The organism is Allobosea sp. 2KB_26, from assembly GCF_052115715.1.
In the GTDB taxonomy this organism is placed as follows: Bacteria; Pseudomonadota; Alphaproteobacteria; order Rhizobiales; family Beijerinckiaceae; genus Allobosea.
In genome coordinates this window covers 99,839-111,841 of sequence record NZ_JBFRHE010000016.1, presented here as the reverse complement: position 1 = coordinate 111,841, position 12,003 = coordinate 99,839, and the positions used below count along the sequence as shown (strand labels likewise).

Here is a 12,003-nt window from a genome sequence, read left to right as displayed (position 1 = left end):
GTGCGGATTCCGACGAATTCGGCGGGCAATTCCGATATGAATTCGGCACCCTGTTCCGATTTCATTCCGGCACCCCATTCCGATTTGAAGCCGGCAGGTGCGAGGTGATTTGCCTGGGTCGTTCGTGATGATTGTCGTGGATGGATTTGACGGTCAAGCGATCGTGGCTGGAGGGCTCTGCGACTGGCGTTTTCGCATGCTCTCGCCGGCGAGTTCGATGCGGTAGGCATTGTGGGCAATACGATCCATGACGGCGTCGGCGATCGTGGGATTCCCGATAATCTCGTACCAGCGGTCCACGGGGATCTGGCTGGTGATGATGGTGGCGCGGCGCTCGTAACGATCCTCGGTGAGTTCGAGGAGATCGCGTCGCTGGGTATCGTCGAGTTTTTCCGGCCCCCAGTCGTCGATGATCAGGAGTTCGACCCTGGCGAGCGCCTTGAGCAGGCGGGCGTAGCGGCCCTCGTCACGGGCCTGGGCCAGGGTGGTGAAGAGCCTCGGGGCGCGATGGTAGGCGACCGAGACATCGTCGCGGCAGGCCTTTTGCCCGAGGGCGCAGGCGAGCCAGCTCTTGCCGACGCCGGCCGGCCCGGTGATCAGCAAGCTGCGATGCTGACGGATCCAGTCGCCGCCGGCGAGGCTGAGGAAGAGCCCGCGGTCGAGGCCGCGCGACGCCTTGAAGTCAACATCCTCGATGCTGGCGTTGTGGCGCAGCCTGGCGGTGCGTGCGCGGTTCTCGAAGCGTTTTTGGCTGCGCGCGGTGCTCTCGCGTTCGAGCAGGAGGGCGAGCCAGTCGGCATGTTCGAGGGCGCGGCTTTCGGGCTGGGCCTGGAGCTCCTGGAAGCTCTTGGCCATGCCGTGCAGTCCGAGCTCGGCGAGCAAGGTCATGGTGGGATGGATCAACATGATGATGTCTCCTGGTGTCAGTGGAAGTAGCCGGGGCCGCGCAGATTGCTGTGCTCGATGATGGCGGCGGGTTCGGTGGAGGTCCTGGCTGGTGCCGCGGCTTGTCTGGCGGCGATGGCGGCAACCGCGCGGTAGGCGAAAGCGCCGATCTCGAGGGCGCGCGCGGAGACGGCTTCGGCCTGGGACGGCTTGAGGTCGCGGAACAGGCGCAGTACGCCGAGGCAGGTTCTGAAGCCGTGTTCGGGATGCGGGCGGTTGGCCAGGATGGCAATGACCAGGCCCTCCGTGCTCGGGCCCACCGTCGCCGCCCAGCGCCGAACCCGTTCAGGGCTCCAGTCGGCGTAGCGCCGGTGAGAGCTCGGCATGTGATCGGGGTTGGTACCGTGCCGGCGTCCGCCATAGCGGCGCTGGTGAGCGGCGACGCGCTGGCCGCGATGGAAGACCTCGATCGTCCGGCTGGTGGCCCGCAGATCGACCTGTTCGCGGATCAGGCCGTGGGGGACGGAGTAGAAATAGCCGTCATACTCGACGTGGTAATCGACGCCGGCGCGGGCCAGGCGCCACTCGGCGAACTCGTAATCCTCGGGCAGTACCGCCAGGGCCGGCCGCTCGACGGTCTCGAACAGATGGCGGCGGGTGACGCCAAGGCGCCGGATGACATGGTCGTTGATCCGGTCGACGGCGTCGCGGATCGCGGCATTGGCCTCGGCCAGCGAGAAGAAGGTCTGGTTGCGCAAGCGTCCAAGGATGGCGCTTTGCGCGAAGCGGACCCCGTTCTCGACCTTCGCCTTGTCGCGCGGTTTGCGGACGCGGGCCGGCAGTACGCCGACGCCGTAATGCGAGGCCATCATGCCGTAGCTGCGGTTGAGATCCGGATCGTAGAACGAAGCCTTGTTGACGCCGGCCTTCAGGTTGTCCGGCACGATCAGGCGGGGGACGCCGCCGAAAAACCGGAACATCCGCACATGCGAGCCGATCCAGTCCGGCAGGGCCTGGGTCCAACTTGCCTCGGCGAAGGTGAAGTTCGAGGCGCCGAGCACGCCGACGAAAATCTCGGCCTCCCGGATGACGCCGGTCCGGGCATCGACGATGCCGAGCTTCTTACCGGAATAATCGACGAAGACCTTGTCGCCGGCGACGTGCTCCTGACGCATGGTCGGCGACAGCCGACGCTGGAAGCCGCGCAGGAGGTCACAGAAACGGCTATAGCCGTAGCCCTGCGGATGGACGCCGCGATACTCCTCCCACAGGATCGCCATCGTCACGCCGGGCTTCTTCAGCTCGACGACGAGGTCGCCCCAGTTCGGCTCGGGGCGGCGACGCGCCCCCGAAAGAGCACCGGATCGCGCGAACAACCGGCCTGCCAGCGCATCATCGCTCAGCTCCGCCGGCAGCGGCCAGGACAGGCCGGCTTCCCGGGCTCGTGAAAACGTCTGCCAGAGTGGCTGACCCAGGCCTCCAACACCCCCTTCAGGGTGCCGGCTTCATCTCGGAATCACATGCCGGCTTCAAATCGGAATGCCCTGCCGGCTTCGCTTCGGAATACCCCGCCCGCTTCAATCGGAATCCGCATCAGTCAGCGAGCGCCACGGTAGCGTTGCGTCGCGCCCCAAGCTGACCCGATGATGCCTGGGGCGAATGTTGGCGGGGGTAAGTCGATATCTCTTCCTTTGCCGTCCGGGCGGGGCCACCGCCAAACACGCCGATCTCGACAAGACGCAAGGGCTTGCGGCCTCGTCAGCGATGACGCTCGGAACGGTGCCTGGCACGCGGGCAATGGCGAAGCGCCCGCATGCCACCCTGCTCATGTCCGACCCATTCGGCGAGGGCTTATCGCCTAGCTGAGAGCGTCCGCGACATGCCGTATGAAGGCGGGGCGCTGCATCAGCTGGCGATGGTAGCGCTCGAGATTGGCACAGTCCGGCTTGTCACCCGTCAGCAGCATGTAGCGATGAACGATCGGCCCGAGCGGGATGTCGCCGACGCTGACATGCTCGCCGGCGATGAACGGGCGATCCGCCAGGGCGTGATCGAGTACGGCAAACTGTGCGAATGCAGCGTCCCGCTTGGCCTTGAGATCGTCTCCCGTCAGTCCTTGCTTTCGCAGGGGCGCCAATGCGGGGGCCAGCGTCATCGATGCCCAATCCATCCAGCGATCCGACTGGGCCCGCTCTCCGGGAGCTTCGGGCCAGAGCAGGCCAGCACCGTACCTGGCTGCGAGATAGCGGATGACTGCGTTCGACTCCCAGACAATCACCCCGTCGTCATCGAGAGTGGGCACGCGGCCATGGGGGTTCAGTGCACGATAGACCGGATCGTCCGTTCCTCCGAAGCTGCCGCCGCGCTTGTTCAACTGGTAGGGCAATCCGAGCTCGTCGAGCGTCCAGAGCACCTTGGCGACATTCGAGGAATTATTGCGGCCATAAACTGTGAGCATCGCTCGTCATTCTCCGGGAGCAGCGTGTCGGCACGACCTCCTGGCGGTCGCGCCGTGAAGAAGTGCGGGATCGAGATCAGGCGGTCAGCCGCTTCAATCCGCGCTCGAGATCGTCGATCAGGTCGGCAATATCCTCGAGCCCGACATGGACGCGCATCGACTGGCCATCGACAGCCCAGTTGGTCGCCGACCGCAGGGGGGACGGATTGGTCGGGACCATCAGGCTCTCGAAGCCGCCCCAACTCGAGCCCATGCCATAGAGCCGCAGCCCATCCATCATGGCGGCGAGGCGTGTGCGGTCCTTTTCCTTCAGGACGAAGCCGAACAGGCCGGACGCGCCGGTGAAATTGGCTTTCCATAGAGAGTGGCCGGGGTCCTGCGGCAAGGCTGGATGCATGACGCGCTCGACCTCCGGGCGTGCGGCCAGCCAGCGGGCCAGCGTCAGGCCGCTTTCATGGTGCTGCCGCATGCGCACCGCGATGGTCCGCAGACCGCGCAGCGCGAGATAGGCATCATCGGGCCCGACGCAGAGGCCGAGCCGGAGGGCAAAGGTCTTGATCCGGTCATAGACGCTCTCGGCACAGGAAATGGTGCCCAGCATGATGTCGGAATGGCCGGAAATGTACTTCGTCCCGGCCTGGAGCGAGATGTCGACGCCCAGCGTCAGGGGCTTGAAGAAGACGCCACCCGCCCAGGTATTGTCGATCACCGTCACGATGCGGTTCGCCTTGGCAACAGCGACGATGGCCGCAACGTCCTGCATCTCGAAGGTCAGGGAACCTGGCGTTTCCATCCAGATCAGGCAGGTCTCGGGCCGGACCAGCGTCGCGATGCCGGCGCCGATCACCGGATCATAGAATGTCGTCTCAACGCCGAGATGGCTGAGGATCTCGTTGCAGCAATGGCGACATGGCCCATAGGCCGAGTCGGGAACGAGCATATGGGCGCCAGGCTTGGCGTAGGCCAGCAGGACCGTCGAGATCGCCGACGCGCCTGAAGGTGTCAGTACGGAGCCCGCTGCCTGCTCGAGGGCGGAGACGGCGTCCTCCAGGGCAAAGCTGGTTGGCGTACCGCGGCGGCCATAGCGGATCTTCGTCGTCGCCTTCGCGTCAAGCGCCGCAAGTGTGGGAAACAGAATGGTGGAAGCATGGAAGACCGGCGGATTAACGGCGCCGGAATGAGCGGCCGGGTCGCGGCCGCTATGGCAGATGACCGTGTCCTGCCGGAAGCCGTGTTCAGAACCGGTCTGATTCCCCTGGGAGGATTTGGGCTCGCCAAAGGCGGATTCAGCCTGCGGGTCTGTGCTGCTCATCACGCGTCTTCCTTCGATCTCGATCCTGGGAACCGGTCGATCCCGGTCTTATTGTTCAATTGATACAAAGAGTTGGATGCATTCTCCGCTCACCGGGCTTCTGCCCGCTTGCGCTCCGTGCTCAGTTGTATATCTTTGGATACAGGCGCATTCAATAAATGACAAGCGCTCGCCGATGGTGCAAACGGCGGCGCAGTACGGGGGATGGAAGCATGTTCGGGATGGGTTTGCTGAAGCATGGCAAGGTGCTGCTGGTCTCCGCGGCTATCGCTTTGTCGGCCGGTTCGGCCATGGCCGAGCAGGGTGCGACGCTGAAGACGGTCAAGGAGCGCGGCATGCTGCTGTGCGGGGCCCATCCCGGCCGCTACGGCTTTGCTGCTCCTGACGCGAAGGGGCGCTGGGTCGGATTCGAGGTCGATCTCTGCCGTGCCATCGCAGCCGCAATCTTCGGTGATGGCGAGAAGGTGAAGTTCGTCGCGCTTTCCAGCCAGCAGCGTTTCCCGGCGATCCAGTCGGGCGAAGTCGATGTTCTGCCGCGCAACACCACTGCGACCCTGACCCGCGACACGGCGCTTGGCCTGAACTTCAGCCCGCCGGTTTTCTACACTGGCCTCGGTTTCCTCGTGCGCAAAGATGCCGGCGTCAAATCGATCGAGGAGCTGAACGGCGCGGTCATCTGCATGGCGCCTGGCAGCACAACCGAGCAGTCGGTGGCGCGTATCTTCGCCCAACGCAATCTGAAGTACACGCCGATCGTCATCGAGAACAACAAGGAGCTCGCCAGCGCCTATGTTGCGGGCCGCTGTGACGCGCTGGCGAAGGATCGCGATGCGCTGCCCGGTGTGCGGGTCTATGACGCTCCCAACCCCGATGACCATGTCATTCTCGACGGTACCTATTCCAAGGAACCGTTGGCGCTGGCCGTCCGCCACGGCGACGACCAATGGTACGACATCGTGAAGTGGGTGATGTACGGCCTCATGGAGGCGGAGGAGAACGGCATCAGCCAGGCCAATGCCGACGCGATGCTCAAATCCGGCGATCCCTATGTACGCGACATGCTCGGCGTCACCGGCGATTTCGGCGCGAAGCTCGGCCTCGACAACAAGTGGCTCTACTCGGCGGTGAAGAGCGTCGGCAGCTACAAGGACATTTACGAGCGCCATTTCGGCGCCGGTACGGCCCTGCCTCTGCCGCGCGGCGTGAACAAGCCCTGGACGGATGGCGGCCTGCTCTACGGCCTGCCGATCAAGTAACGCCCGCTCGCGCGACGGCAAGCGACATGCCTCGGCGTCAATTTCTCCCAGCCTGCGGAAACGACATGACCATGATGAGTGAGGCCAGGGCAGGCACAGCGGATTTGCGCGCTCACGCCACGACGGCCACCGCCCCTGGCGCGCCGGCTTCGCAGCGGCGGCGACCACCGCCGCGGCGCTCGTGGAACCGGAACGACCCCGGTGTCCGGACCTTCACCTACCAACTGGCCCTGGCCGCGGTTCTGGCCTTCGTCGGCTGGTATCTCTACGACAATGTCGCCACCAATCTGCGCCGCCAGAACATCGCCACTGGGTTCAGCTTCCTGGGTGAAGCCGCGAAGTTCAACATCAGCGAGACGCCGGTTTCCTTCACAGCTGCCGATTCCTACGGCCGGGCGCTGCTGATCGGACTGCTGAACACCATTCACGTCTCATTGGTCGGCATCGTCTGCGCCACGCTGGTCGGCGTGGTGATGGGCATTGCGCGTGCGTCCCGCAACCTGCTCGTCTCCAAGCTGGCCGGCTGCTACGTGGAGTTCGCGCGGAACGTGCCGGTGATCCTGCATGTCGTGCTGTGGTCTTCGATCATCCGCAACCTGCCGGCACCACGCCAGGCCCTGGATGTCCTCGGCATCGGCTTCATCAGCAATCGCGGCCTGACCCTGCCTGTCCTGGTACCGGATCCGGCGCATGGTGCGATGGGTCTTGGCTTCCTGGTCGGTGCCGTTGCTGCCGTCATTCTCTACAAGCTGATCAAGCGTCATGGCGAGCGCACCGGGCGCTATGTGGCGCCGCTGCCGCCGGCCCTGGCGCTGGTCGTGGCCGCGACATTCCTGCCCTGGCTCCTGTCCGGCGCCCCCGTCGCATTCGACATGCCGAAGCTGCGTGGGTTTGGGTTCAGCGGCGGCATGACCGTTCCGCCCGAGTTCTTCGCCCTGGTCGTCGGACTCACGGTCTATACGGGTGCCTTCATCGCCGAGATCGTTCGCGCCGGCATCGAGTCCGTGCCGAAAGGCCAGAGCGAGGCTGCGCGTGCGCTCGGTCTCAAACCGTCCTCGATCATGAGCCGGATCGTGTTGCCGCAGGCGCTGCGCGTCATCATCCCGCCGATGTCGAGCCAGTTCCTCAGCCTGACCAAGAACAGCTCGTTGGGCGTGATCATCGGGTACCCCGAACTGGTCAATATCGGGAACACGATCATGAACCAGACCGGCCAGGTGGTCGAAATGGTGACGATCATGATGATCATCTATCTCGGCCTCAGCCTGACCACGTCGATTTCGATGAACCTCTACAACAACGCCGTCGCGTTGAAGGAGCGTTGAGATGGCTGACGCTCAGATCTTGCCGGCGCCGGGGCGCCGCCAGCCCCGTGTTTCGCGCACTGCCGCCTGGTGGCTGAAGGACCGGATCTTCTCCAGTCCCTTCCATGTCGCGCTCTCGATCGTCGTGCTCGTGGGAGCAGCCTTTATCGGGCAGTTCCTGCTGCGCTGGGGTTTGCTCGACGCGGTCTTCGTCGCTTCCGATCCGGCTGCCTGCCAGGCCGCCAAGGGAGCCTGCTGGGCGGTCGTCTATGAGAAGCACCGCACGATCCTGTTCGGTCTCTATCCCCATAGCGAACATTGGCGTCCTACGCTGGCGGTCTGCCTCTACCTGGTCAGCCTGACGATCACGTTGATGCCGCGGTTCTGGAATTTGCGCGGTCTCGCGTTGCTCTGGGCCTGCACCGTCTCCGCCATCGGCGTGCTGATGTATGGCGGCCTGTTCGGCTTGCCGGAGGTGGCGACCAGCGAATGGGGCGGGCTGGCTCTCACCATGATCATGTTCACCGGAACGGTCGTGATGGGCTTCCCCGTTGCCGTTCTGCTGGCGCTCGGGCGGCGCTCGACGCTGACGCTGGTGCGTTCGGTTTGCGTCACGATCATCGAGACGCTGCGTGGCGTGCCGCTGATCACCATCCTCTTCGTCGCCGTCAACGTGCTGCCGCTGTTCTTGCCGGCCGGCAGCAGCGTCGACAAGCTGCTGCGCGTCACCATCGGCATCGCGATCTTTTTCGCCTGCTATCAGGCGGAGACCATTCGCGGTGGTCTGCAGGCCGTCCCGCGTGGACAGTACGAGGCGGCTCAGGCTCTTGGTCTTGGCTATTGGCAAATGACCCGGGTCATCATCTTGCCCCAGGCGCTGAAGATCGCCTTCCCGGCGATCGTCAACCACATCATTGCGGCGCTGAAGAACACGTCCTTCGTGATGATCATCGGCCTGTTCGACATCCTCAACGCCACGACATCGGTGATGCAGGATCCGGTTTGGCGCAAATACTATGTCGAAGCCTATGTCTTCGTCGGTCTGGTCTATTTCGTGTTCGGCTTTGCCTTGTCGCTCTATGCGCGCGCCATGGAAACCCAGATGAAGAAGGGGCATCACTGATGCTGCAGCAGAATGTCTCCACGACCGCAGAGGGCTCTCGGGCGAAGAACGCCATCGAGATCGGCTCTATCTCGAAATGGTACGGCACCATCCAGGTGCTGGACGATGTCAGCCTCGATATCGCCACTGGCGAACGCGTGGTGATCTGCGGCCCATCCGGCTCGGGCAAGTCGACCCTGATCCGCTGCATCAATGGCCTCGAGCAGCACCAGGAAGGCCGTATCGCGGTCAATGATACCGAGCTCGACGGCAGCAGTCGCGCTCTTGAAACCATCCGGGGCGATGTCGGCATGGTCTTTCAGAGCTTCAACCTGTTTCCGCATCTGACTGTACTCGACAATCTGACGCTTGCCCCGATGCTGGTGCGCAAGCTGCCCAAGCGCGACGCGGAAGAGATCGCGATGCAGTATCTGCGCCGGGTTCATATCCCCGAGCAGGCGCATAAATATCCGCTCCAGCTCTCCGGTGGCCAGCAGCAGCGCGTCGCCATTGCACGCGCCTTGTGCACGCAGCCGAAGATCATGCTGTTCGACGAGCCGACCTCGGCGCTCGATCCCGAGATGATCAAGGAGGTGCTGGACGTAATGCTCGAACTCGCAGGCACCGGCATGACGATGGTGGTGGTCACCCACGAAATGGGATTCGCCCGGACGGTGGCAGATCGCGTCGTGTTCATGGCGGATGGGCGCATCGTCGAATCCGGGCGGCCGGACAAGATCTTCGGCAATCCGCAAACCGAGCGCGCTCGCACCTTCTTCCGCCAGGTCCTCAAACACTGAACCCCTGAGTCGAAGTCTGGAGGTGCTGCGGCCCTCCGTCGAAAGCTGGACCCCATGGCCGATATCACCCTGGCGCTCGCGCGCCATGCAAACACCCTGTCGCTGGTGAATGCCCCCCCTGCCGTGAGGCACTGGGCGCGGCTCGCCATTGCCGACACGATCGGCGTCATGCTGGCGGGATCGCATGAAGGCGTCGTCGATCTGCTTTGCGAGACGATCGAGCCCAGTCATGCTGCGTCCGGGAGTCTCCTGCTGGGCCGTGCAACGCGTGTCGGCGTGCTCGATGCGGCGCTGATCAACGGCGTCAGCGCCCATGCGCTCGATTTCGACGATTGCAGCCTGACATTGGACGGACACCCGTCTGTGCCGATGGTCCCGGCCTTGCTGGCGCTGGCTGAACGACTGGACTGTCATGGCGACCAGCTGCTCGCGGCTTATGTAGCCGGCTTCGAGACGGAGACGCGCCTCGCGCTGGTGCTGAACCCGGCCCATGTCGAGCGCGGCTGGCACCCGACCGCGACGCTGGGCATCTTCGGAACGGCGGTCGCTTGCGGGCGCCTGCTGCAGCTTGACGACGAAGCGATGGCCGTCGCCATAGCCATCGCCGCTTCGTCGGCCAGCGGGCTGCGCGCCAATTCCGGCACCATGACGAAGCCGCTCCATGCCGGTCAGGCCAATCGAAACGGGCTGCTGGCGGCCTTGCTCGCCCGCAATGGCTTCACTGCCAATGTTCGCGCGCTGGAGCATGGCATGGGATTCTTCCACGCCTTCAATGGCGCGGGCGTATCGGATATGCGCCCATTGCTGGAAGGCTGGGGGGAGCGCTGGGAACTGCTCGATCCCGGCGTTGCGATCAAGCAGTTCCCCTGCTGCGCCTTCGTCCATTCGGCCATAGCCGCAGCCACCGAGCTGCGTGACGATCTGGCTGGCGGTACGGACGATATCGCCCGGATCGACATCCATCTGCATCGGCGCCGCCTGAAGAACATCGACCGACCGGATCCGAAATCTGAACTGGATGCCAAGTTCAGCACTCATTACGTCACCGCTTGCGCCTTGGAACAGGGCTCCGTCCGCTTCGAGGATTTCGAGCCGGGAGCTTATGACCGTGCCCGATTGCGCGCGGTGATGGGCCGTTCCGAACTGCTTGCGCATGACGAAGACGATGTCTCCGCCGGCCGGGTGACCATCACGCTGCGAGACGGTGGCCAGCGCAGCGCACGCGCCTCAGTGGCGATGGGGCGCGGTCCGCACAACCCGATGAGCGAAGCCGAGTTCGCCGGCAAATTCCACGATTGCGCCGGACGGGTCCTGGAGCCCGACGCCACGGAACGCCTGCTCGATGCCTTGCTGTCATTGGATGGAAGCAGCCGCCTGCGCTCTCTTCTGACAACGATCGAGGCGGCCGCGCCGTCCAGGGAACGGGCTCCGGCTCTTCGTATTCCTGCCTGACGCGATCAGGCGAACTCCCGACACGACATTGGATCCGACAATGAGCCTTGCCCTCGACATCGCCCGCAGAGCCAACGCTCTCGATCCTGGAAGCTTTTCACAGACAGCACGGGAGACCGCCAAGGTCGCCATTGCCGACATGCTGGGTTGTGCGCTTGCCGGTGCGCCGGAGAGCACGACCTCGTTGGCGCTTGCCGGTCTTGCGGTGGGGAACGTGGCCGGCGGTTGTTCCGTATTGGGGGTGAGCGAGCGCCTGCGCCCGCTTGATGCAGCACTTGTCAACGGCACGTCGGGCCATGCGCTCGATTTCGACGACACCAGCAAATCCCTCGCTGGGCATCCGACCGTCATCATTGTTCCGGCCGCCCTGGCGCTCGCCGAGCAACAGGACCTGACGGGCAAGGACCTGCTCGACGCCTATATCGTCGGCGTCGAGACCGCAACGCGGATCGCGCGTGGTGTCAATTTCCATCACTATGAGAAGGGCTGGCATCCCACGGCGACGCTCGGCATCTTTGGCGCCGCCGCCGCTTGCGGCAGGTTGCTCAAGCTCGACGACCAGGCGCTCGCGACCGCGCTTTCGCTCTGCGTCTCCTTCGCCTCGGGGGTGAAATCCAATTTCGGCAGCCAGACCAAGCCGCTCCATGCTGGCCTTGCCGCCCGCAACGGTCTGTTCGCCGCGCTGCTTGCCTCGGAAGGTTTTGATGCCAGCCCCGTCGCCTTCGAGCACCCCCAGGGCTTCCTCGAGGTGTTCAACGGCACTGGCAATTACGATGCCCAGCGGATGCTGGAGGGCTGGGGCGCGCCGCTGGACCTCGACGGACCGGGCATCTCGATCAAGAAATACGCCTGCGTCTACAGCGTTCATGGTGCGGTCGATGCCGCCCTGGCGATCGCCGGCGAGCATCGGATCGATGCCTCTCAGATCGGCAAGGTGACGGTGACGATGCATCGCCGTCGCCTGCTGCCGCATGTGATGCGCAAGGCCGAGAACCCGCTCGATGCCAAGTTCAGCCTGCAATATGCCGTGGCGCGTGCGCTCGTCGACGGGCGCGTCTCCCTGGAGCATTTCGAAGGCACGGCCTATCGCGACCCGCATGTGAGGGACGTCATGGAGCGCATCGAAACGCAGGCTCATGACGATGACTCCAATGACTATGGAGCGACGGTTTCAGTGCGCCTGCGGGACGGTACGGTGCTGGAGCACTCTGTTCCTGCGCCGCTCGGGCGTGGTCCTGAAATCCCGCTGCCGCTTCCGATGTTGCGCGCGAAGTTTGAGGATTGCGCGCGCCGCAGCCTGGATGCGGCGCAGGTCGGCCCGCTGTTCGACCGTTTGGTCGCCCTCGAGGCCCAGCCCTCCGTCCGCGACCTCGCCATCGGCATGACGAGTTCGCGGGCAGCCCTCAGCGCCGCCGCCTGATCACAGGAACCACT

10 protein-coding genes are annotated in these 12,003 nt (G+C 64.4%); 6 read left to right on the top strand and 4 right to left on the bottom strand.

The window, feature by feature from the left end; genetic code table 11:
- Positions 1 to 153: 153 nt before the first annotated feature.
- From istB to metC, 4 genes are all read right to left on the bottom strand, one after another.
- Positions 154 to 906, bottom strand: coding sequence for an IS21-like element helper ATPase IstB (gene istB, locus AB4099_RS29045; RefSeq protein WP_441480652.1), 753 nt, complete (start codon positions 904 to 906; stop codon positions 154 to 156).
- 17 nt (positions 907 to 923) lie between these two features.
- Positions 924 to 2,261 carry an IS21 family transposase gene (gene istA, locus AB4099_RS29040; protein WP_441480651.1) on the bottom strand — a complete coding sequence of 446 codons (1,338 nt, stop codon included), beginning with the start codon at positions 2,259 to 2,261 and terminating at the stop codon, positions 924 to 926.
- A 482-nt stretch (positions 2,262 to 2,743) separates the two neighbouring features.
- On the bottom strand, positions 2,744 to 3,343 hold the full coding sequence (locus tag AB4099_RS29035; RefSeq protein ID WP_441480650.1) for a glutathione S-transferase family protein: 600 nt from the start codon (positions 3,341 to 3,343) through the stop codon (positions 2,744 to 2,746).
- A 76-nt stretch (positions 3,344 to 3,419) separates the two neighbouring features.
- Entirely contained in the window at positions 3,420 to 4,655 is a 1,236-nt protein-coding gene (gene metC, locus AB4099_RS29030; RefSeq protein WP_441480649.1) for a cystathionine beta-lyase, read from the bottom strand.
- 212 nt (positions 4,656 to 4,867) lie between these two features.
- On the opposite strand from metC, the gene AB4099_RS29025 reads away from it, so the two are divergent.
- The 6 genes from AB4099_RS29025 (at position 4,868) to AB4099_RS29000 (ending at position 11,989) form a co-directional block, all read left to right on the top strand.
- Entirely contained in the window at positions 4,868 to 5,911 is a 1,044-nt protein-coding gene (locus AB4099_RS29025; protein ID WP_441480648.1) for an amino acid ABC transporter substrate-binding protein, read from the top strand.
- Positions 5,912 to 5,976: 65 nt separating this feature from the next.
- Positions 5,977 to 7,236, top strand: a complete 1,260-nt coding sequence (locus tag AB4099_RS29020) for an amino acid ABC transporter permease (protein WP_441480647.1) — start codon at positions 5,977 to 5,979, stop codon at positions 7,234 to 7,236.
- Position 7,237: 1 nt separating this feature from the next.
- Entirely contained in the window at positions 7,238 to 8,338 is a 1,101-nt protein-coding gene (locus AB4099_RS29015) for an amino acid ABC transporter permease (RefSeq protein WP_441480646.1), read from the top strand.
- The gene (locus AB4099_RS29010; RefSeq protein WP_441480645.1) at positions 8,338 to 9,117 is read left to right on the top strand and encodes an amino acid ABC transporter ATP-binding protein; all 780 of its coding nucleotides are present in this window, start codon (positions 8,338 to 8,340) and stop codon (positions 9,115 to 9,117) included. The genes AB4099_RS29015 and AB4099_RS29010 overlap by 1 nt, the downstream gene beginning before the upstream one ends.
- Before the next feature lie 54 nt (positions 9,118 to 9,171).
- Positions 9,172 to 10,569, top strand: coding sequence for an MmgE/PrpD family protein (locus AB4099_RS29005; protein ID WP_441480644.1), 1,398 nt, complete (start codon positions 9,172 to 9,174; stop codon positions 10,567 to 10,569).
- A gap of 40 nt (positions 10,570 to 10,609) precedes the next feature.
- Positions 10,610 to 11,989, top strand: a complete 1,380-nt coding sequence (locus tag AB4099_RS29000) for an MmgE/PrpD family protein (protein ID WP_441480643.1) — start codon at positions 10,610 to 10,612, stop codon at positions 11,987 to 11,989.
- Positions 11,990 to 12,003 lie beyond the last annotated feature (14 nt).

Coding starts and splice junctions, on each gene's coding strand:
- AB4099_RS29005 (WP_441480644.1), top strand. CDS start 9,172: ATGGCCGATATCACCCTGGCGCTCGCGCGCCATGCAAACACCCTGTCG.
- AB4099_RS29025 (WP_441480648.1), top strand. CDS start 4,868: ATGTTCGGGATGGGTTTGCTGAAGCATGGCAAGGTGCTGCTGGTCTCC.
- metC (WP_441480649.1), bottom strand. CDS start 4,655: ATGAGCAGCACAGACCCGCAGGCTGAATCCGCCTTTGGCGAGCCCAAA.
- AB4099_RS29035 (WP_441480650.1), bottom strand. CDS start 3,343: ATGCTCACAGTTTATGGCCGCAATAATTCCTCGAATGTCGCCAAGGTG.
- AB4099_RS29015 (WP_441480646.1), top strand. CDS start 7,238: ATGGCTGACGCTCAGATCTTGCCGGCGCCGGGGCGCCGCCAGCCCCGT.
- istB (WP_441480652.1), bottom strand. CDS start 906: ATGTTGATCCATCCCACCATGACCTTGCTCGCCGAGCTCGGACTGCAC.
- AB4099_RS29000 (WP_441480643.1), top strand. CDS start 10,610: ATGAGCCTTGCCCTCGACATCGCCCGCAGAGCCAACGCTCTCGATCCT.
- AB4099_RS29020 (WP_441480647.1), top strand. CDS start 5,977: ATGACCATGATGAGTGAGGCCAGGGCAGGCACAGCGGATTTGCGCGCT.
- AB4099_RS29010 (WP_441480645.1), top strand. CDS start 8,338: ATGCTGCAGCAGAATGTCTCCACGACCGCAGAGGGCTCTCGGGCGAAG.